The following is a 20366-nucleotide window of genomic DNA, read 5'->3' on the forward strand; positions in this document are numbered from 1 at the left end:
TCACCCGCCCTCAGCATCAAGCGCCTTCTGCAGGCGGGTGCGGTGGAGATGGACGTGGACGGTGTTCACTGCAACACCGAGGTGATCGCCAATCTCAGTTGCATGAAGGCCAGTTGCCGTAAGCAGCAGAAATGATCTCTGTCTAGCTGGCAGTGCGGCGATGGCCGACTCGATCAAGTGCATCAGGTTGCTGCCACAGGTAGCAGCATGCTGAGGACCAATACGCGCACGACCGCCTTGACCACTGCGGGGCTGCGGACCTTAGTCGATGCCCTTCCGCACATGGTGGTCGCCCGCCCTTGCACAGAACGGCGGGGCGCATCATTGGGTTCGACCTAGCGGGCCAAGGCGGCGAAGTGGTTGGGTCTTACGTTCGTAGCGGTGGAGCCGTCGGACGCCACGAGCCAGGCGGCTCCTTTACCGACTGCGGATGCTGCTGAGCAAGCTGATCAGCTCTGGCGGTTGCAGGGTCTTCCAATCGACTGGACTTGCCTCCGGAGTCACCATGTGATCATAAATTCGCTCACAGGTAACTACGGACTTTTCAACGATGAACAGCAGACCTTCCCAGTCCCTGACGCCAAAAATCTCACCATCAACGAGATCCAGCGGGAAATAAGCGACTGGCCAGCGGCCGAACCGTGCATCTTCCAGCGACCGTCTCATTTGACTGAGGCAGGATGTCACTCCCACCACGGCATGAGGGCCACCTTTGAGTACATCAAAACCAGAAGGCCCGGAATATCGAGCAAATGCCGCCTGCCGCTCAGATCCCTCTATATCCCAAACGGCCGTAAACGCCTGCAAGAGGCGAGAAATTCGCTCATCGAGAATCCTTGCCTTCGTCGATGAGATCTCATCTTGAAAGTTCAGCCTGAAGTCTTCCAGGCCAGTCAAAGTGATATTTTTGTTCTGAGTTACACGAATTGCGCCAGCCTGAAATCCACTCTCGGAAAAAACAAGTCCGCGATCGGCCCCGATGTCATCAACTATCCCCTGGAGGGTGAGAATCCTCTCCTTCGGAACCCTCCGTCCCCAGGCCTTACACTCGACTACCCAAAGGATATCTACCCCAGCAATTCTCATGCGGGCCGCTACGTCGACGTCATGCTGTGCGCGCGCACCTTCGATGGTTTCGTCCACGCGCGTATCAAATCCGAGCTCAGACAAGAACGAGGAAACTTCTTGTTGATATTTCTGCCATTCCGGCGTCCGTGGCAATTGGATACTCCAGTGGGTGCGAGTGACGGGATCGGCGGGCGGGGCAGTCAGCGTTCGGATGTGGTGGTTCAGAAGTTGGCGGTACCTGCCATGGGATGAATTGCGTCCGCGCGCCAGTAAGCCCAGGGCACCTCCACGCTATGGGCGGCCGCGTCACCCCACTTCTTGCTCTTGGCAGCGGACGCCCTACGGGCCGGCTGAGCCAAGGCTGGCCGACCACCGTCGCCGTTGCGGACAGTGCTGTGGGCAAGGGCCTATCGCCCCTCATCCACAGCACTGTCGCGTGAGCCGCAAAATTGCGGCTCCGTGCCCCTACTCCTCAGCTGTGACAGCGGGTCGGCTGCCCTCCAGGCACTGGCGGATGGCGGCGTACCTCTCGGGCCCCCACTCTGGTGAGGCGGCCAGCTCGGCCTCCACCCAAGCGTCGATGCTTGCGACCAGCTGCTCATCGTAAGTGTCCATGTGACTACCTTCTGGCAACACCCCAGGGCAGGACTACCTGGTTGTGTAAGTTCACTGGCACCAGTGACAGCTGGCATACCCGACGCTGAGCAGCACGGGAACATCCCACTTCCTGGCCTCCTCGAACGCCTCGGGCGACCAGGGCCACCAGTCGACGGGGTTGTCGGCGTGCTGGAGCAGGTACGGGGAGGTGGTCTGCGTAAGTCGGTTGGCCATACACCCCATCCTCGCGCACCCTCCCCCACGACACCCGTGCGCCACGGGACGGAGGGCGAACGGGCAGGCGGGGCTGCGCTGCCGAAGCCGGACGGACCGGCAACGGCGGACCATAGGCTGGCTTCAGCAGCACCGGGACTGCTGAGGCTCCTCGAAGGAGGTACACCATGACCACCGAGATGGTGGTGTCCGCGTGGATGCATACGCAGATCAGCGCGGAGCAGTACGGCTCCCGGTCCGAGGAGCAGTGCGCCGGCGTCGAGGTCGTGGACGGAATGGTCGTCGTGGGCTGAACCCCTCCACCCGCCGAGGCGGAGGGAATCCTTCCGTCGTGGGGAATGCGGCGATCGCGCCGTCGCCGCGGAAATCCATTTCTGGTCCGGCAGAGATCGACCGGCGGTCGCACGGAGATCGACAACAGGTCCGGCAGAAATTTCTCATGCCACCTCCGCAGCTTGTGAAAGATCTCCCTTTCTTGAAATGAGAGCGGAATTCATCGTTCCGGCGCCATAATTGATTCATCAACCAGAAGCGCCTTCCTTTGCCCTGTCGCTGTCGGACCCCACCGAGGCGGCGGCAGCGGCGCCCGGGGACCGCTCGACCAGCGCGTACGCGGCTTCGCCCGCAATCCATGACAGGGATTCACATCCACCACAAGCAGCCGAACAATCACACCAGTCACAGCCGACCAGGAGTGTTCAACAAGATCGCATAATGAATTCCTCTGGATCATCCACCGGCGGAGGGGGGCGCACGAAGGAAATTTCCCGCACCCCCCTTGACGGTGGTTCCGGCGCTCTGTAATCGTGCTCGGAATTCGAGTGACGCGGATCACGGGGGGAAAATGTCGAGCAACACACATGCGCGTTTGGCTGCCGAATCCGCCGTGCGGTCCGGGCCCGTCCCCGTCGAACTTCCCACACACTGGTACCACTTTCTGCCCGACCTGCCGGCCCCGCTGCCGCCCGTCCGGGACGAGGGAACTCCGTCGGCCGCCGACATCGCCCGGCAGGTGCGTCCGAGGGCCCTGCTCGACCAGGACCGGCCGGCGGAGCGCTGGGTGCCGATCCCCGAGCCGGTCGCCGACCTGCTGCGCCGGATCGGCCGCCCCACCCCACTGCACCGGGCGCGGGCGCTGGAGGCCGAACTCGGTACGCGGGCCCGCATCTACCTCAAGCGCGAGGACGTCCTGCCGACCGGCAGCTTCAAGCTGAACTCGGCCATCGCCCAGGCCTACTACGCGGCGCAGGAGGGCCGGACGACGCTGGTCACCGAGACCGGCGCGGGGCAGTGGGGGATGAGCGTGGCGCTGGCCGCCTCGCTGGCCGGTCTCGACAGCGAGATCTTCATGGTCCGCTGTTCGCTGGACCAGAAGCCCTACCGCCGCCACTACATGGAGCTGCTGGGCGCCACCGTCCGCGCCTCGCCCTCGCCGGACACCCCCTTCGGCCAAGAACTCCTCGCGCGGACCCCCGACCACCCCGGGAGCCTGGGGACGGCCATCAGCGACGCCATCGGGCACGCGCTCGAACTCGGGCCCAAGGCCGCCTATCTGTCCGGCAGCGGCGTGCCCCATGTGTACCTGCACCAGACCGTGCTCGGCCTGGAGGTCCAGGCGCAGCTCGCGGCGCTCGACGAGCCGGTCGGCGTGCCCGGCCGGGGTGACCACCTCATCGCGTGCTCGGGCGGCGGCAGCAATCTGTGCGGGCTCGTCGGCCCCTTCCTCGGCTCGCTCGGCGACGGGAGCCGCGACCTGCGGCTTCTGGCCGCGGAGTCCTCGGCCGCCCCGCGGCTGACGGCCGGAAGCTACCGGTACGGCCGCTCCGACCTCGCGGGGCTCACCCCCGAGGTCCTCGGGTACTCCCTGGGGCCCGACTTCGTCCCGCCGCCCGTGCACACCGCAGGGCTGCGCAACCACCACAGTTCCGCCGCGGTCAGCCTGCTGCGGCACGAGGGCCTGCTGGACGCGGTGGCCGTCGAGGAGAAGCGCGCCCTGGAGGCGGGACGGCTGGTCCTGCGGACCGAGGGGCTTCTCTTCGCACCCGAGACCACCCACGCGCTCGCCGCGGCCATCGACGTGGCGGCCCGGGCCGACGAGGCGGCGACGGACCCGGTGATCGTGGTGCTCGCCAGCGGTTCGGGCCTGCTCGACCTGCAGAGTTACGACAAGGTCCTGTCAGGGGGCGTCCGGTGAGCGCGCGGCGGCCGGCCGGCCGCTCCGGGGGCGCGGTGCTCGACGGCTTCCGCGCGGCTCCGGGCGTGCACTGCGAGACGACGATGCTCGGCAACATGCTGCGGCACGCGGGCGTCGACGTCCCGGAGGCCCTGGTGTTCGGTCTGGGGCAGGGCATCGACGCCCAGTTCTTCCCGCCCCCGCCGCACGCTCCGGTCCCCCCGATGCTGACCGGGCGCGTCGGCCCCGGCCTCATCGCGGAGCACGCCTGCGCCGCCCTGGGCATCGGCCTGGTCACCCTGCGGGAGGCCGACGACGCCGGCGCCCACGCCCAGGCGGTCGCCGCGTTGTCGGCGGGCCGGGTCGTGGGGGTGACGGTCGACATCTTCCACCTGGACTACTTCGCCTCCCGCACCCACTTCTCGGCGCACTGCCTCGCCCTCCACGGGCTCGACGACTCGACGGCGTACGTGGTCGACACCACACAGCAGGGCGGTGCCCAGCAGCTGCCGCTGGCCTCCTTCGTCCGCGCTCGCGCCTCCGACGAGGGGTTCATGCCGTCGCCGCGGCTGCACTGGCACCTCGACGACGGACCCGCCGGCTCAACGGTGGACCTCGCCCCCCGGATCTGGCCGGCCGTCCAGGGCGCGGCGGCCCGCTTCCTGGACCGCGGGCGGGGCGCCGACCGGGGGATCGCCGCGCTGCGCCGGGCGGCCGAGGAGTTACCGGGCTGGCGGCAGCTGCCCCGCGGCGAGGCCGTGATACCCGAGATCGCGCGGTTCTGGCGGTTCGCGGGGACCGGCGGCACCAACTTCCGCGGTCTGTACGCGGAGTTCCTCGCCGAGGCCCACGCGCTGACCGGCGACGCGGAGCTGCTGCCGTCCCTGACCGCGTTCGCGGAGATCGTCGCGGCCTGGACGGACCTCATCGACCATCTGGGCGGCTACGCCGGCGCACCGGACCGTTCCGCGCACCTCAAGGAGGCCGCCGCCCGGCTCCACGCCGTGGCGGACGCCGAGGAGGCCGCGTTCACGCGGCTCCTGGACCTGTCCCGCGACCGGACAGGGACGGTGTGAGGGCGATGGGCGAAGGGCGTACCACCACGGTGCGGACGGTGTGCCGCATGTGTCACGGGGGCTGCGGCGCGCTCGTGGAGCTGACCGACGGGGTGCCCACCGGGATCACCGGTGACCCGGACAATCCGACGAGCGAGGGCTACTTCTGCATCAAGGGCAAGGCGTCCCTGGACCTGGTCAGAAGTCCGGAGCGGCTCCGGACCCCCCTGATCAGGACCGGCCCGCGCGGCAGCGGGGCGTTCCGCCCGGCCGGCTGGGACGAGGCGCTGGACCGGGTGGCGGACGAACTGCGGCGGAGCGCGGAGCGTCACGGTCCCGAGTCGGTGGTCCTCGGCCAGGGCACCGACCGGAACTACCAGGAGTGGGTCTTCCGGCTCGCGAACGCCCTGGGCACGCCCAACGTGGTGGGACCGGCCCATGTGTGCTTCTACCCGCGTGTCATGGCGTCGATCCTCACGTACGGCGGCTTCACATTCTGCGACTACGCCGGGGACCCAAAGGTGGCCCTGCTCTGGGGCAGCAACAAGCTCAACACGCACTCCGACGGTGTCATCGGCGTCGGCCTCCTGCGCGCTCTGGAACGCGGCACCCGTCTCGTCGTCGTCGACCCCCGGCGCACCCGTACCGCCCAGCGCGCCGACCTCCACCTGCAGTTGCGGCCGGGCACCGACGCCGCGCTCGCGCTGGGCCTCGTCCATCTGGTGATCGCCAACAAGTGGTACGACGCGGAGTTCGTCGACCGGCACACCTCCGGCTTCGACGCGCTGGAGCGGCACGTCCGCCCGTACGGCCCCGGGGCGGTGGCCGCGATCACCGGACTCGCACCGGAGGACATCGAGACCGCGGCCCGGATGTACGCGCAGGCTTCCCGTGCCTGCGTCGAAGCCGGTACGGGCCTCTCGCAGTCCGACAACGCCTTCGACACCCACCGGACGATCGCCGTGCTGACCGCCCTGACCGGGAACCTCGACGCCCCCGGCGGGGACGTCATCTGGGACCCCATGCCGATCGAGGGCCGACGGGGCTTCCCCCGGTCCGATCTGCTCTCGGAGGAGCAGGCGGCCAAACGCATCGGCGGCGCCGTGCACAAGGTGCTCTCCATGACCGGCTGGGTGGCGCCGACGGATCTCCAGGAGGCGATCCTGCACGAACGCCCCTACCGTGTCAGCTCGTTGCTGGTCTTCGGCTCCAACCCGCTGGTATCGCACGAGAACGCGACGGCGACCAGGGCGGCACTCGGCAAGCTCGACTTCCTCGGCGTCGCCGACATGTTCATGACCCCCTCGGCGCGGCTGGCCGACGTCGTGCTCCCGGCCTCCTCCTGGCTGGAGCGCGACCAGATCGTGGAGTTCAACTCCTACCTCGCGGCCCGGCGGCGGGTGACGACCGTGGAGGGCGCCAGACCGGACGAGGAGATGATCATCGAGCTGGCGCAGCGCCTCGGTGTCGGGCAGCACTTCGCTCCGAGCGTCGAGGCCGCGCTGGACGCGAAGCTGAGCGGCATCGGCCTGACCTGGAAGCAGTTCCAGGAGATCGGCCACCTCCCCAACACCAGGCGGTACCGCAAGTACGAGCAGGGCGGTTTCCGTACCCGCTCCGGCCGGGTGGAACTTGCCCACCGGGGCCTGGAGGCGATGGGGTACGACGCGCTCCCGGGCTTCCGTCCGCCGCCCGCCACCACGGACGAGCTGCCGTACGTCATGACCAGCGCGCACAACATCCAGTTCTTCAACACCGAGTTCCGGCAGCTCCCCACCACCTCCCACCGCTACCGCGAACCGCGCGTGACACTCCACCCGCGCACCGCCGAACGTCTGGCGGTCGCAGACGGGGACCCGGTGGAGATCTACCGGGACCCCGGCCGCCCCGGCGTGGTGATGCGGGCCCGGGTGTCCGACGCGGTGGCCCCGGATGTCGTCGTCGCGGACGCGGGCTGGTGGTACCCGGACGAGGACGACGTCGACGCGGCCACCAGATCGTCGGTCAACCGGATCACGGACGGCGACCGCCGTGACCCGTACATGGGCAGCACGATGCTGCGCGGGGTGCCCGTCGGTATGCGCCGGGTCGCGGGAACCGCCGGAGCCGCCGGACTCGCGCATCCACAGCCGTCGCATCCAGAGCCGGAAGGAGGGTCCCATGGCGCGCATCCGGGGCACTGAACGGATCCACGAGACCGAGGTCGGGTTGCAAGGGCCCGAACTCGCTCTCAAATACGACGAGATGCAGCGTCATATCCGCGACCGCGGCTGGCTGCAGGAGAAGGTCGACAGCGTCCGGGACGCGGGCATCGGCTCCGGGCGGGCCCTGGAGGCCGGTTGCGGGCCCGGCTATCTCGGCCTGGAATGGCTGGTCGGGACGACCGGTGACTCCACCCTGACCGGCGTCGACATCTCCCCGGCGATGCTCGACCGGGCGCGGACCAACGCCCGAGCCTACGGGGTGTCGTCCCGTACCGACTACACCGTCGGGAACATCCTCGAACTGCCCTTTCCGGACGGGGCGTTCGACCACGCCTTCAGCTCGGCATCCCTGCACGAGTGGGCGGACCCGGTCCGGGCGCTGCGCGAGATCCACCGCGTGGTGCGCCCCGGCGGCGTGTTCTGCGTCTCCGATCTGCGGCGGGACATCGACCGGACCACCCTCCAGTTCATGAAGGCCAACATCGCCGTCGACATGCGACCGGGGTTCCTCACCTCGGTCCGGTCCGCCTACACGGTCCCCGAGGCCGCCGATCTGCTCCGGCAAGCCGGAATCCGAGCCGACGAGGTGACGGCCGTGCAGATGGGACTGGTGATCGCGGGACGGAAGGAGAAGGAGTCATGACCACCGCCACCCACAGCCACCCCTGCGCCCACAGCACCGAGGCGGGCACGTTCCCGACCGGTCCCGAGTTTCCCGCCGTCTGGCGTGAACTGCTCGCCGAGTCCGCCGCGTGGACCGAGGTCGACATCGCCACGTACCTGCGCACCTGGTGCGGCCGGTCGCCCGCGGAGGTCGCCGCGCGGTTCGCGGGCGTCAACCACATCGGCGTCTACCTCGGCGACTACGCCTCCGACGAGGAGGTGTTCCGCTGGCACTCCTACCTGGAGGGCCTCCAACGCGACGGGGAGCTGACCGGGGTCGAGATGGGCCCGTCGTACATCTCCCCAAGGCAGTACGGCACCCCGGGCTGGTGGCTGTCGGTGTCCCTGCCCGACGGCAGGGTGATCGAGACCTTCACCTGCCGGCACTTCGGCGCCTGGACCGGCAGGCCCGTCACCGAACGCCGGCGGCTGATGTCGCACGTCGCCCTGGAGGTGTCCACGGCCGACGACGTCCGGGAGGTCCTCGCCGGGCTGGAAGGCGGCATCGCGCACGTCGAGGCGATCGCCTACACCGAGGCCGACGAAGTGGGCCACACCTACGGGCACCTGCGCAACAACGTCACGCGGTCGGTGCTGGAGATCGTCCACGACGCCGGTACGAAGGACGGCCCGGCGGACAACGGGAGCGCGGCGGGCGCGGACGGCGAAGGCGTCACGCCCCGGGGGGAGGTCTGATGGCGAACTGGCTGTCCGGCGAGCACTGCGAATCGAGCGCCCTGGTCAACATGTTGCGGTCCCGCGACATCGACGTCAGCGAACCGCTGGTCTTCGGTCTGGGACGCGGCCTGTCGTTCCTCTACTGGCACTCCAAGCAGATGCCGGCCCCGTTCCTCGGCGGCCGCGTCAAGCCCGACCACCTGATCCGCAACGCCACCCGCGCCCTCGGTGTCGAACTGCGCGAGAGCCAGACCACCTCCCCGGCCAAGGCCGAACGGGAACTCGTCGCCGCCCTGGAGGAAGGCGAGGTGGTCGGCCTCAAGCTCGACCGCTACCACCTCGACTACGCCGAGGACAGCTACCACTTCGCGGCGCACTACGTGCCGTGCGTCGGGTACGCCTCCGGGACCTACACCGTCGTCGAGACCCAGGGCCTGGGGGTCCGTACGACCGGCCGGGAGAGCCTCGCCCGCGCCCGGGCGGCGAAGGGGCCGATGAGCTCCCGCAGCCTGGCGTTCCGCCTCGGCGACAGCGCCTACGACCCGGCGGGGCTGCCCGCCGGGTGCCGGGAGGCGGTCGCCGAGACCGCGCACGCCTTCCTGAACCCGCCGATCACCAACATGGGGCACAAGGGCTTCGGGAAGGCGGCCGCCGCCGTACGCGGCTGGTGCGACACCCTCGACGACCCGGCTGCCGCGTTCAGCTTCCTCTCCCACAGCATCGAGGACGGCGGCACCGGCGGCGGCTTCTTCCGCAGCCTGTGGGCCGGCTTCCTCGACGAGGCCGCCGAGCTGACCGGCGAAACCTCCTACGCGGCCGCCGCCGACACCTACCGGGGCCTGGCCGCCGACTGGACCCGCATCGCCCGGCTGGTGGCCGGCGAGTCCGACCCGACGGTGCTCCGGAAGGCCGGCGAGGAGATCTCGGCCATCCTGACGGAGCTCGGGCAGGCCGAACGCGACGCCATGGCGAAGCTGGCGGGCACCCCATGACGACGACACCGACGGACCGCCGGGCGACCCGGACGGAGCGGCTGCACGACGTGCTGGCGGCCCGTCGCCGGGTGGCCCGCCGGGTGGCGGAGGTGGCGTCCCTGGACCGCGAGGGGCTCGGCCGGTGGGCGGAGTCGGCCCTGGCGCGCACCGTGGCCCACGCCCAGCGCAACTCGCCCTTCTACTCCGCCCGGCTCCCCGAGTCCCTGGTCGAGGCCGTGGCCACGGACCCCGAGGCCTTCCGGTCGGTGCCCTTCACCACCCGGCAGGACCTCGCCGCGGCCTACCCGCTCGGGCTGCTCGCGGTGCCGCTGCGTGAGGTGACCCGGTTCGACGAAAGCTCCGGGACGGGTGACGGCAGCTCGATAGCCGCCTTCTTCTCCGCCGACGACTGGGTCGAGAACAACCTCACCGTGGCCCGGCTGCTCTCCGCGGTGCTCGACGGCGGTGATGTAGTCGCCGTCGCCGTCCCGTACGAGCTCGCCGGGGTCGGCCAGGACCTGGACCGCGCCCTGGAGCTGCTCGGCTGCACGATCGTGCCACTCGGCGCGGCGTCCCCCGACTGCCCTCCGGAACGTATGGTGCGGGCACTGCGGCGCTCCGGGGCCACCACCCTGATCTGTTCCGGCACCCGGGCCCTGCTGCTCGGCGAGGTGGCCCGGCGCAGTGGCCTCGACCCGGCCCGGGACCTCGCCGTCGACAAGATCCTCACCGCCGGCGAAGGGGCCTCGCCCGCCAAGAAGGCACTGCTGGCCCGGGAATGGGGCGCCTCGGTCTACTCGATGTTCGGTATGACCGAGACCAACACGCTCGCCATGTTCTGCCCCCGACAGGACCTCCATCTCGTCGAGACGCGGACCTACTTCGAGATCGTCGACCCCGCCACCGGCGAACGGCTGCCCGACGGGGAGACCGGTGAGCTCGCCGTCACCACGCTCGCCGGCCGGGCCATGCCGCTGCTGCGCTACCGCACCGGCGACACCTGCCGCATCGAGGCCGAGCCCTGCTCCTGCGGCTCCCCGCTGCGCCGGCTGCGCCACCGGGGGCGGCTCGGGGACCGTATCGCCGTCGGGCGCGGCTGGGCCTCCCAGCTGGAGATCGAGGACGTCGTCCTCGGCGCGCTGACCCGGCCGCCGTACTTCTTCGCCTTCGATGTCGACGGCCCCGACCTCGACATCGCGCTGCCGCCCGGGAGCGCGGCCGACGGGCTGATCCGCGACGCGATCACCGCGGAGGTGAAGCGGCGGTTCGGCGCCGGTACCCGGTTCGGGGTGCTCGATGTCCCGGCCTTCGAGCACGCGCTGCGCACCTCGGCCAAGCCGACGATGCGGAACTTCCTGCGCACTCCGGGGAGGCGGGCACCGTGACCGAGGCCCCGCTCCCCAGCCGGCTGCCGCTGACCGGCCGCTTCCACATCGACGACACCTGCATCGACTGCCAGCTCTGCCGTGACCTGGCCCCCGACAACTTCGAGAGCGACCCCGACACCGAGACCCACTACGTCCACAAACAGCCCGAGGACGACGACGAGCTCGACCAGGTCCTCGACGCCTACGAGTCGTGCCCCAGCAACTCCATCCGTTACCTGCGCATCTCCACCGAGGAGTGACCGCGATGCCCGCGCAAGAGACCCACGCGTGCCCGGTACCCGCCCTCGGGGCGGGCGCCGGAGCACCGGCCGGCTGCCCCGAGGCCGGACCGCCCCGCAACGAGCTGGGGGCCATCGCGCCCAGCTACGACCACCTCCACCGGATCGACCTGATCGCGGCGGCGAAGGAGAAGTTCCCCACCGAACCCGGCTCGTACGCCTCCACCGTCCGCGCGGTGCTCCAGGCGTCCGAGGTCAGCCTGCTCAACCTGGCCCGGCTCACCGGACGGGCCAGGGAGGCCGTCGGGAGAGGCGACCTCGCCACCGCAGCCCGCTTCCTCCACTGGAGCATGGGCTTCCACCGGCTGCTGCGGGGCCTCGGCTCGGTGTGCCAGGAGGCACAGAGCCTCTACGGCAGCACCGCCCGCCCCGGCACGCGTCTGGCGGACCTGGCCGAGACGGCCGGCTGCGAGAGCTACGTCGACGAGCTGCGCGCCTTCGACGACGAGGTCCGCTGCTCGCTCCTGGTCAGCGACCCGCTCACCGTCCGGGCCACCATCGCGACGGCCGGCACCGACGACGCGCTGTACCGGCTGCTGCACTCCATCCGGATCTGCAGCCACGACGCCACCAAGTGGGAGAGCGACCTCTCCGGAGTGCCGCTGCCGCTCGAAGGGGACCTGAACGAGATCCTCTGCACGGAACTGCTCGCCGACGCGGTCACCGCCACCGAGCTCGCCCCGACGACCCTGCACGGCGAGTTCGTGGCCCTGCACCAGATCCCGGAGATCCTGACCGCGGAGTCCAACGACCACCTGGAACAGGCCGTACGCGACCTGCGCTCGGGCGCGTTCAGCCGGGCCGCGGCGCACCTGGCGGTCTGCAACGCCGTCCTCGGCCCGATGGTCGAGGCGCAGCGCGTCATGGCCGAGCTGCTCTCCACGGGCGACTACCACGGCTTCCGGGAGAACCTGGGCCCGGCCAGCGGCACCCACTCGCTGGCCATCAAGCAGCACATGTTCAAGGACCTCTTCAAGCACTTCTGGAACGACATCGCGAAGTGGCTGACCGAGGACGGCGAGGGCTCCCTGGAGGGCGCCACGCTGGCGCTCGACACCGACCGGCACGCGGACCCGGAATCCTGGCTGCGCCATCAGGTGCTGCACCAGGCGTTCCGGCTCCACCACACGTACCAGGAGTGGCGGCACGAGCATCTGCACATGCCGCGCAACTGCCTGGGCAGCGGCGGCACCAAGTCGATGATCGGCGTCTCCGACGGGCCGGCGGCGGTCTACAAGATGCGGGACGCCGCCAACGCCCAGCACGCGCTCAGCGCGGTGCACCGGGCGCGGGGAACCAAGCTGACCAGCCGCGTCGACGGCTCCCCTCTCGCCACCCTGCTCACCGATCCCGCGTCCGTGGACGCGGAGCTGATGCGCATCGTCGGTGAGGCGACCCGTGAGTACTTCCCCGAGGTCCAGGAGCAGGGATACCAGCAGTTCACGACGGGCGCACCCGAACGGACGCCGTAGGAAGGCCGGGAATGCCGACATCAGATTTCGAGACCGCCGCGCCGACCGCCGCGCCGACCGCCACCCCGGCGGGTGACACCCCGGCGGGTGACACCAGCCCCGGTGACACCCGCCCCCCGCCGGAGCCGGGGGCGCACGACGGCAGGCCGGGCCTGGGGGCCCACGACGGCGCCTCCTTCGTGGCCAGCCTGGCCGACGACCGGGAGGTGTGGGTGGAGGGCGAGCGGGTCGACGTGACCACGCACCCCGACTTCCGGCCGATGCTGCGCACGCTGGCGGGCCTGTACGACCGTCAGCGCTCACCCGAGCTGGGGCGGGAGATGACGTTCCGGTCCGAGGTCAGCGGGCATCCGGTCAGTCTCTCGTACCTGACGCCCAGGACGCCCGAGGACCTGGACCGCAAGTGGATCAACTCACGGCACTGGGTGGAGGGTTCGCACGGCCAGATCTCACGGATACCGGACTTCATGGCCAATGTGGCGGTCGGGCTCCACGACTTCCGGCACGCTCTCGGCGAGGTCGACCCGGTGTTCGCGGAGAACGCCGAGCGGTACTACCTGCACTGCCGCGAGAACGACCTCGTGCTGACCCACGGCCTCGGCGATCCCCAGGTCGACCGCTCGGTCACGCCCGTCCAGCGGCCCGAACTCGGCCTGCGGGTCGTGCACCGGGACGACAGCGGCATCGTCGTCCGCGGGGCCAAGCAGATCGCCACCCTCGCGCCGTACGCCCACGACGTCCTCATCTACCTCTCACCCGCCAACTACCTGCGCGAGGACCCGGCGTACGTGTGCTGGTTCGGCGCCCGGCTCGACACCCCCGGGCTGCGGATCCTCTGCCGCCGCTCGTACCACGGGCAGCCGCACACGCTCGGGTCACGGTTCGACGAGCAGGACGCCATGCTGGTCTTCGACGACGCCTTCATCCCCCGCGACCGCGTCTTCCTGCTCGACGACGCCGGTACCGCGGTCAAGGGGTTCCACGCGCTGAACCGCTGGTCCCTGTACACCGGGCAGATCCGGCTCCACCACCGGCTGCGGGTGATGCTCGGAGTCGCGTCCCTGCTCGCCAAGTCCATCGGGGTCGACCGGTTCCGCGAGGTCGGCGCCCTGCTCGGCGAGCTGGCCTCCTACGTGTCGGTGGTCGATCTCGCACTGAAGTCGATCACCCGGGACGCGACCCGGACCAAGAGCGGCCTGCTCGCTCCGGGGACGACCGCGGCCCTGGACTCCATCGCCGGCCACTTCTCGCAACGGGCGTCGGCGATCGTCCGGCAGATCGGCGCCTCCGGGCTGATCATGCAGCCCGCCGAGGGCGATCTGCACGCACCGGACCTGCGTACTGCGCTCGATCTGTACATGGGCGGACGCGACACCCCGGTCGAGGACAAGTCGCGGATGTTCCGGCTCGCCGGGGACCTGGTCATCGACCGGTTCGGCATGCGGCAGGAACTGTACGAGGCGTGGAACCGCGGTGATCCCGCCCGGGTCCGCTCCGCGCTCTACACCACGTTCACCGATCTTCCGGGATGCGAAGCCGCGGCACGCGTCCTGGCCGACCTGCTGGAGCAGCCATGAACGACGACAGCTCCGTCGAGGGCCACGGCTCCATCGTCCTGGAGGGCGTGACGACCCACAACCTCAGGTCGGTCGATGTGACGCTGCCCAAGGGGAAGTTCATCGTCGCGGCCGGGGTCTCCGGGTCGGGAAAGTCCTCGCTGATCATCGACACGCTGTTCGAGCACTCCAAGTCCATCTATCTCGGCGCGCTCTCCAGCAAGTCCCTCGATCTGGGCGACGGTGACTACCAGTTCGACCGGATCGCCGGGATCCAGCCGCCCGTGGCTCTGCGCCAGCGCGACGGCGGATACAGCAACCCGCGCTCGACGGTGGGCACGCTCACCGGGATCGACGGGCTCTACCGGATGCTGTTCGGCGCCGCGTCCCATCCGGTGTGCCCGGTCTGCTTCGGCCCGACCGGAAGCGACCTGCTCTGTTCCGACTGCGGCGTCTACACCGAGCCGCACTCCGCCCAGCACTTCAGTCCGAACCGGCGCGAGGGCAAGTGCCTGCACTGCGACGGGGTCGGCGAGCTGGTCGGCTTCTCACTCGACCGGATCGTCCCCGACCCGTCGCGGACCCTGAAGGAGATCTGGGACGGGGCCGACTCCGGCACCTTCGCCGTGCCCAACTGCCGCAAGGTGTTCGAGGCCATGGCGCAGGACACCGGCATCCCGCTCGACCGCCCCTTCGCCCGCCTCACCGAGGAGCAGCGCGAGCGGGTCCTGCACGGCAGCGACACCGTCTACTCGATCAAGCTCAGCAAGGTCACCAACGACTTCCGGTTCGAAGGCATCCTCGGCTTCCTCGAACGGGCCTACCGCAACGCCAGCAGCCCCGCACGGCGCAACGCGTTCGCCAACTACCTGGCCAGGGAAGCCTGTCCGGCCTGCGAAGGCGGCCGGTTGCGCACCGAGTCGCTGATGGCCACCGTCGACGGCCGCACCTTCCCGCAGTTCCAGCGGGACGAGCTCACCGACTCGACCGCGCGGCTGCGGGACGCCCTGGCGAAGGGGCGGCTGCCCGGCCAGGTCCGCGAGCTGGCCAAGGAGATCGTCAAACAGTGCGCCAACATCGCGCAGGTCGGTCTCGGCCACCTCCAGCTGCGGCGCCCGGTCGTCACCCTCTCGGGCGGCGAGCTGCAACGACTGCTGCTGGCCCAGCATCTGGCGAGCGACCTCACCGGTGTCATGTACGTCCTGGACGAACCCACCGCCGGACTGCACGACGCGGAGACGGACGACATCATCGCCTCGCTGCGGCGGCTGCGGGACCTGGGCAACACCGTCATCGCCATCGAGCACGACGAGGCCGTGATCTCCGCCGCCGACTGGGTGGTCGAGCTCGGCCCCGGCGCCGGCTCCCGCGGCGGGGAGGTCGTCTTCGAGGGCCCCGTCGCGGAGCTGCTCGACCACCCCGGCTCCCCCACCGCGAAGGCCCTGCACTCCCCGCCCGCCGTGCGGAGGACGGCCGGACCGGACGGGGCCGAGTGGCTCGACGTCCGGTCCCTCACCCGCAACAACGTCGAGGACCAGTCCGTACGGCTGCCGCTGCGCGCCCTGACCTGCGTCACCGGAGTCTCCGGAGCCGGCAAGAGCTCCCTCGTCGCGAGCCTCCACGAGAAGCTCACGGACGCCCTCAAAGGCGCGTCCGGCGATGTCGAGGGGATCAAGCACCTCGACCATGTGACGTACGTCGAGAAGCGCCCCATCGGTCGCTCCAGCCGCTCCACGCTCGCCACCTACATCGGGATCGGCGACCACATCCGGGACGCCTTCGCGGGCAGCGAGGAGGCCGTCGAACAGAACCTGGGCCGCTCCGAGTTCAGCACCAATGTGGTCGGGGGGCGCTGCGAGGCGTGCAAGGGGCTCGGCCTCGCCGAGGTCGACATGACGCTCTTCCGCAGCGAGCACGTGGTCTGCCCGGAGTGCGACGGACGGCGTTTCCAGGCCCATGTCCTTCAGGTGCGGCTCGACGGCAGCAGCATCCACGACGTGCTGTCGATGACGGTCGAGGACGCCCTCGCCTGGTTCGGCCGGCTCGGCCACACCAAGATCGTCAAGGCGCTGCGGGTCCTCGACGAGTTCGGCCTGGGCTACCTGCCGCTCGGCTCCTCCACCGCCACCCTCTCCGGCGGGGAGGCACAACGCCTCAACCTGGCCGGCGAACTGAACAAGCAGCACCGCGGCGGCACCCTGTTCATCTTCGACGAGCCCACGCGGGGCCTGCACCCGGCGGACACCCGCCATCTCCTGGCCCTCTTCGAACGCCTCATCGCCTCCGGCAACACCATCGTCGCCATCGAGCACAACCTGCGGGTCGTCGCCGTGGCCGACTGGGTGGTCGACGTCGGACCGGGGGCGGGCCGCGCCGGGGGAAAGGTCGTCCACTGCGGGACCCCGGAGGAACTGCGCGCGTCCGGGACGTCGGCCAGCGCGCTGCACCTGCGCCGGGCCCTGGAGGGGTCCGCCGCGGCCCCCGCCCGGCCCGCGGCACCGCTCGCGTCCGCCCCCGCGTCCACGGCCGGGCGCCCGGTCCGCCCGGAGCCGGCGGCGCTCCTGCGGGCGGGGGCGGACGATCCGCTGCCGAGCGCGGTCGCCGTCGTGACCGGCTGTGGCGGCGACGCGGCGGACGGCGGGGTGACGCCACGCGGCCTCACCGTCGCCTCATTGACGACGGTCTCCGAGGAGCCCGCCCTCATCGGATTCCTGGTGAAGGCGGCGAGTTCCAGCTGGGCGAGCATCGCCCCCCGCCCGCACTTCTGCGTCAACATCCTCAGCGATGAACAGGCGGACCTCGCACGGGCCTTCGCCCGGACCCGGCCGGACCAGCGCTTCGACGACGTCGCCTGGGCCGCGACCGCCGACGGCTGCCCCCGCATCGAGGGCGCCTTCGGATTCATCGAGTGCCGGGCGGCGGGCGGCTACCGGCTGGGCGACCACATCCTCGTCCTGGGCAGGGTCCTGCGGACCGGGACCGACGGCGACCGCAGGCCGCTGGACCGCGGAGAACTCGGCAACGCCTCCGTGTACGGATGGATGGCGGCCGAGGAACCGGCCGAGACGGGAGCCACCACATGACCTCGTCCGTGACCGCCCGGTTCGAGGCGTACTTCGACCAGTGGCTGGACACTCTGGAGGCCGGCGCACACCGCGGCGCCCCCGGTGGCGCCGACGCGCCCGCGCACCCCTCGGCGCCGGTGCGGTACGGGGAGTGGGAGGGGCCCGACGGCACCACCCACCCGGTTCGGACCAGCCGGCCGGAGTGGATGCTGAACCAGATCGACATCGCCCTCGCCCTGGGCGACCTCGTCACCCCCGACGACGTCGTGATCGTCGCCGCCCCCTACGAGCTGTCCCTGGAGGGCGCGTCCGTCGAGCGGGCCATCGAGTGGCTCGGCGCCTCACTCATCAGCGTCGGTACCAGCAACACGATCTGCCCGCTCCCCCGGCTGCTCGGTCTGGTCCACCGCTACCGGGTGACGACGCTGGTGTGCTCGCCCCGCTTGGCCGCCGACCTCGCCGCGCTCGACGAGGCGGGCGGCGGGCACCCCGCCGCGTCGAGCCTCACCACGCTCGTCACGACCCGCCCGGCCGCGCCCGAGCGGCTGCGTCGGATCGCGGACGCCTGGGGCGCGTCGGCGACCGAGCTGTTCGGCACGCCCGTCCGGCCCGCCACCGCCACCGCCTGCCGGGCCGGACGGCTCCACCTGGTGGCGGACCGCTTCACGGCGCGCCTGCGCTCGACGGCCCCCGGCCTGCTCGCCCCCGGCTCCACCCGGGGAGAACTCGTGCTCGACATCCATCGGCCGGGAGAACCCGCCCCGGTGGCGCAGCCCACCGGGGAGCTCGTGGAACTGCCCCCACCGGGCACGTCCTGCCCGTGCGGCTCGGGCCGGCAGCTCGTCGTCCCGCTCGGACGGGTCGCCGACGCCGTCCTCACCGAGCGGGGACCGATCACCCAGGCGGACGTCGAGCACTGCCTGTTCACGTCTCCGCACCCCCGCGGGCAGGTCACGAGCCGCCCCTCGGGCGGCCGGCTCACGGTCACCTGCGCCCTGTCAGGCGCCGACGGCCGCCATCTGCCCCCGCTCCGCGAGCTGGTACGCGGCCGGTTCGGCACCGCGGTCGAACTCCTGCCCTTCGAGAACGACCCGGCGTCCGCGAACGACCCGCCGTCCGAGCAGGACCCGGCGTCCGTGGGCCACCCGGTGCCCGAGCAAGACCTGTCCGAAGGCGACACCCGTACGAGGAGCAGCTGATGAAGGTAGCGGTCGTACAGACACGCTGGGCCGACGACCCGGCCGACGGGCTGAAGAACGCCCACCGCGCCATCGAGGAGGCCACCGCGTCCGGGGATCCCGACGTGATCTGCTTCCCGGAGTTCTTCCTCGGCCCGCCCTGGTACATGCCGGGCCAGACCCACCTGCGGGGTCTCACCGACACCCGCATACCCGGACCCGCCGTCGACACCTTCCGGGAGCTGGCACGGGGCACGCGGACCAACATCGTGCTCGGCTCGATCGTCGAGGAGCTCGACGACGGCAAGTACAGCAACACCTCGCTCTTTCTCGACCGGGACGGTGAGATCACCGGCCGGGCCGCCAAAGCGCATGTGTTCGGCAACGAGATGGTGGTCTGCCGCCCGGCCGACTCGCTGGGCATCGTCGAGACGGACTTCGGCCGGGTCGGACTCGCCGTCTGCTCCGACTTCTGGGTGCCGGAGTCGATCCGCGTCATGGCGCTGGCCGGGGTCCACACCGTCTTCGTACCGGGTGGGACCCTGCGCCAGAACCAGGCGCTCATGGTCAACGCCCTGCGCACCACCGCGTATCTCAACGGCGTCAACGTCGTGTACGCCAGCTCCGTCGGGCTGGTCGAGGGGCACCGGGAGGGCCGGGTGGTCCAGATCCACTTCGCGGGCACCAGCCTGGTCGTCTCGCCCGAGGGGGTGACCGCACAGGCCGGCAGCGCCCGGCCGCAGATCCTCCACGCCGACCTCGACCCGCCCGAGCCGCGGGGCGACGGCGAACGCTGGATCGCGACGCGCCGCCCCGACGCGTACGCGCCGCTGCTCGGCCCGTACGTGGGCATCCACCGCGACCTCGCGGCCGAGCTGCGCACCAGCCTCGCCTCGAACGAGGCCGACGGGCGGCCCACGGGCGCTCCCACGACGACGGCACAGGCGGGGGCGTGAGGATGATGAGCCAGATATTCGTGGCCCAGTACCGCCGCCGCGCCGACGCCCGGAGCACCCTGGACGCGGTCGTCGGGCTGCTCGGCGAGCGGGTCGGGCGGCACGCCGGGTTCGTGGTGCTCCCCGAGAACGCGTTCGCCGCGCCCGACGCCGGTCCGCTGCCGCCCGCGCTGCGGGACGAGGCGCTGACCCGGCTGGCCGAGCTGGCCCGGCGGCGCGGTGCGTACGTCCTCACCGGCTCCTGGGCCCAGGAGAGCGCGTCCGGGGCGGGGCTCGACCAGGTGGCCCACCTGCTGGACCCGGCGGGCGAGGTCCGGGCCGTCGTCCGGCGGTCCGTCGACGACCGGTCCACCACGGCCACCGGCGACGACTTCCCCGTGGTGGACACCGAGCACGGGCGGGTCGGTGTGCTGCTCGGCCCGGACTTCTGGCTGGTCGAGCCGCCCCGTATCCAGTGCCTCGCGGGGGCCGAACTGCTGCTCGTGGCCGGCTCCACCAGCGGGGTGACCACCGACAGCCAGCACGCGGCCGTCTGGGGCATCGCCACGCTCAACACCGTGGGCGTGGCGCTGGCCGCCGGGCTCGACGCGCCCTCGGCGGGCGGCTCGGGCATCGCGGTCCCCGACGGGTTCCTCGCCTGGGCCGGCACCCGGGAGTCGGTGCCCGGCGCGGCCTGGGACCCGGACCACATCCGCCATCTGCGCCAGCCGGACCTGCGCTTCCAGGAGACCCTCTGGTTCGGGCTGTGGGCCCGGCGGCCGGAGCTGTACGGAAGTCTCACCGGCGGGCAGCGGCCCACCGGCGCCACCACCGGAACGGGAGGCTGA

The 20366-nt window shown here is 70.9% G+C and carries 17 protein-coding genes and 2 pseudogenes; 15 read left to right on the plus strand and 4 right to left on the minus strand.

Annotated elements, in window-relative coordinates:
* The 4 genes and pseudogenes from R2B67_RS35990 to R2B67_RS11960 all read right to left on the minus strand — a co-directional run.
* Positions 1-183, minus strand: a complete 183-nt coding sequence (locus R2B67_RS35990; RefSeq protein WP_381074658.1) for an RNA polymerase sigma factor — start codon at positions 181-183, stop codon at positions 1-3.
* A gap of 234 nt (positions 184-417) precedes the next feature.
* Positions 418-1221 carry a restriction endonuclease gene (locus R2B67_RS11950; protein ID WP_317817778.1) on the minus strand — a complete coding sequence of 268 codons (804 nt, stop codon included), beginning with the start codon at positions 1219-1221 and terminating at the stop codon, positions 418-420.
* Between the two features lie 312 nt (positions 1222-1533).
* Positions 1534-1683: a hypothetical protein gene (locus R2B67_RS11955; RefSeq protein WP_317817780.1), complete on the minus strand. Its 150-nt coding sequence runs from the start codon at positions 1681-1683 to the stop codon at positions 1534-1536.
* 57 nt (positions 1684-1740) lie between these two features.
* Positions 1741-1899: pseudogene (locus R2B67_RS11960) on the minus strand (DUF255 domain-containing protein); the annotation flags it as partial.
* Positions 1900-2066: 167 nt separating this feature from the next.
* On the opposite strand from R2B67_RS11960, the pseudogene R2B67_RS11965 reads away from it, so the two are divergent.
* The 15 genes and pseudogenes from R2B67_RS11965 to R2B67_RS12035 form a co-directional block, all read left to right on the plus strand.
* Positions 2067-2186 (plus strand): annotated as a pseudogene (locus tag R2B67_RS11965) (Uma2 family endonuclease); the annotation flags it as partial.
* 581 nt (positions 2187-2767) lie between these two features.
* Positions 2768-4093: a TrpB-like pyridoxal phosphate-dependent enzyme gene (locus R2B67_RS11970; RefSeq protein ID WP_317817784.1), complete on the plus strand. Its 1326-nt coding sequence runs from the start codon at positions 2768-2770 to the stop codon at positions 4091-4093.
* Positions 4090-5148, plus strand: coding sequence for a BtrH N-terminal domain-containing protein (locus tag R2B67_RS11975; protein WP_317817786.1), 1059 nt, complete (start codon positions 4090-4092; stop codon positions 5146-5148). The genes R2B67_RS11970 and R2B67_RS11975 overlap by 4 nt, the downstream gene beginning before the upstream one ends.
* 5 nt (positions 5149-5153) lie before the next feature.
* On the plus strand, positions 5154-7310 hold the full coding sequence (locus tag R2B67_RS11980) for a molybdopterin-containing oxidoreductase family protein (RefSeq protein WP_317817788.1): 2157 nt from the start codon (positions 5154-5156) through the stop codon (positions 7308-7310).
* Entirely contained in the window at positions 7288-7974 is a 687-nt protein-coding gene (locus R2B67_RS11985) for a class I SAM-dependent methyltransferase (protein WP_317817790.1), read from the plus strand. Before R2B67_RS11980 ends, R2B67_RS11985 begins: the two co-directional genes overlap by 23 nt.
* The gene (locus R2B67_RS11990) at positions 7971-8690 is read left to right on the plus strand and encodes a hypothetical protein (protein WP_317817792.1); all 720 of its coding nucleotides are present in this window, start codon (positions 7971-7973) and stop codon (positions 8688-8690) included. The genes R2B67_RS11985 and R2B67_RS11990 overlap by 4 nt, the downstream gene beginning before the upstream one ends.
* Positions 8690-9664 carry a BtrH N-terminal domain-containing protein gene (locus tag R2B67_RS11995; RefSeq protein ID WP_317817794.1) on the plus strand — a complete coding sequence of 325 codons (975 nt, stop codon included), beginning with the start codon at positions 8690-8692 and terminating at the stop codon, positions 9662-9664. The genes R2B67_RS11990 and R2B67_RS11995 overlap by 1 nt, the downstream gene beginning before the upstream one ends.
* Positions 9661-11031 (plus strand): phenylacetate--CoA ligase family protein, encoded by a 1371-nt coding sequence (locus R2B67_RS12000; RefSeq protein WP_317817796.1) that lies wholly within the window; start codon positions 9661-9663, stop codon positions 11029-11031. The genes R2B67_RS11995 and R2B67_RS12000 overlap by 4 nt, the downstream gene beginning before the upstream one ends.
* Entirely contained in the window at positions 11028-11273 is a 246-nt protein-coding gene (locus R2B67_RS12005; protein WP_317817798.1) for a ferredoxin, read from the plus strand. The genes R2B67_RS12000 and R2B67_RS12005 overlap by 4 nt, the downstream gene beginning before the upstream one ends.
* Before the next feature lie 5 nt (positions 11274-11278).
* A complete protein-coding gene (locus R2B67_RS12010) occupies positions 11279-12784 on the plus strand; it encodes a hypothetical protein (protein WP_317817799.1) in 1506 nt (501 codons plus the stop codon).
* A gap of 11 nt (positions 12785-12795) precedes the next feature.
* Positions 12796-14361, plus strand: a complete 1566-nt coding sequence (locus R2B67_RS12015; protein WP_317817801.1) for a 4-hydroxyphenylacetate 3-hydroxylase N-terminal domain-containing protein — start codon at positions 12796-12798, stop codon at positions 14359-14361.
* On the plus strand, positions 14358-17423 hold the full coding sequence (locus R2B67_RS12020) for a flavin reductase (RefSeq protein ID WP_317817803.1): 3066 nt from the start codon (positions 14358-14360) through the stop codon (positions 17421-17423). Before R2B67_RS12015 ends, R2B67_RS12020 begins: the two co-directional genes overlap by 4 nt.
* Positions 17420-18604: a phenylacetate--CoA ligase family protein gene (locus R2B67_RS12025; protein ID WP_317817804.1), complete on the plus strand. Its 1185-nt coding sequence runs from the start codon at positions 17420-17422 to the stop codon at positions 18602-18604. The genes R2B67_RS12020 and R2B67_RS12025 overlap by 4 nt, the downstream gene beginning before the upstream one ends.
* Positions 18604-19539: a carbon-nitrogen hydrolase family protein gene (locus tag R2B67_RS12030; RefSeq protein ID WP_317817806.1), complete on the plus strand. Its 936-nt coding sequence runs from the start codon at positions 18604-18606 to the stop codon at positions 19537-19539. Before R2B67_RS12025 ends, R2B67_RS12030 begins: the two co-directional genes overlap by 1 nt.
* Positions 19540-19544: 5 nt before the next feature.
* Positions 19545-20366: a carbon-nitrogen hydrolase family protein gene (locus tag R2B67_RS12035; protein WP_317817808.1), complete on the plus strand. Its 822-nt coding sequence runs from the start codon at positions 19545-19547 to the stop codon at positions 20364-20366.

It is taken from the genome of Streptomyces cyaneofuscatus (genome assembly GCF_033109485.1).
Lineage (GTDB): Bacteria > Actinomycetota > Actinomycetes > Streptomycetales > Streptomycetaceae > Streptomyces > Streptomyces cyaneofuscatus.

Excerpts from the sequence above, each read along its gene's own strand:
- R2B67_RS11980 (WP_317817788.1), top strand. The coding sequence starts at position 5,154 with ATGGGCGAAGGGCGTACCACCACGGTGCGGACGGTGTGCCGCATGTGT.
- R2B67_RS12015 (WP_317817801.1), top strand. The coding sequence starts at position 12,796 with ATGCCGACATCAGATTTCGAGACCGCCGCGCCGACCGCCGCGCCGACC.
- R2B67_RS35990 (WP_381074658.1), bottom strand. The coding sequence starts at position 183 with ATGCACTTGATCGAGTCGGCCATCGCCGCACTGCCAGCTAGACAGAGA.
- R2B67_RS11990 (WP_317817792.1), top strand. The coding sequence starts at position 7,971 with ATGACCACCGCCACCCACAGCCACCCCTGCGCCCACAGCACCGAGGCG.
- R2B67_RS12030 (WP_317817806.1), top strand. The coding sequence starts at position 18,604 with ATGAAGGTAGCGGTCGTACAGACACGCTGGGCCGACGACCCGGCCGAC.
- R2B67_RS12010 (WP_317817799.1), top strand. The coding sequence starts at position 11,279 with ATGCCCGCGCAAGAGACCCACGCGTGCCCGGTACCCGCCCTCGGGGCG.
- R2B67_RS12000 (WP_317817796.1), top strand. The coding sequence starts at position 9,661 with ATGACGACGACACCGACGGACCGCCGGGCGACCCGGACGGAGCGGCTG.
- R2B67_RS12035 (WP_317817808.1), top strand. The coding sequence starts at position 19,545 with ATGAGCCAGATATTCGTGGCCCAGTACCGCCGCCGCGCCGACGCCCGG.
- R2B67_RS11955 (WP_317817780.1), bottom strand. The coding sequence starts at position 1,683 with ATGGACACTTACGATGAGCAGCTGGTCGCAAGCATCGACGCTTGGGTG.
- R2B67_RS11985 (WP_317817790.1), top strand. The coding sequence starts at position 7,288 with ATGGCGCGCATCCGGGGCACTGAACGGATCCACGAGACCGAGGTCGGG.
- R2B67_RS11995 (WP_317817794.1), top strand. The coding sequence starts at position 8,690 with ATGGCGAACTGGCTGTCCGGCGAGCACTGCGAATCGAGCGCCCTGGTC.
- R2B67_RS12025 (WP_317817804.1), top strand. The coding sequence starts at position 17,420 with ATGACCTCGTCCGTGACCGCCCGGTTCGAGGCGTACTTCGACCAGTGG.
- R2B67_RS12020 (WP_317817803.1), top strand. The coding sequence starts at position 14,358 with ATGAACGACGACAGCTCCGTCGAGGGCCACGGCTCCATCGTCCTGGAG.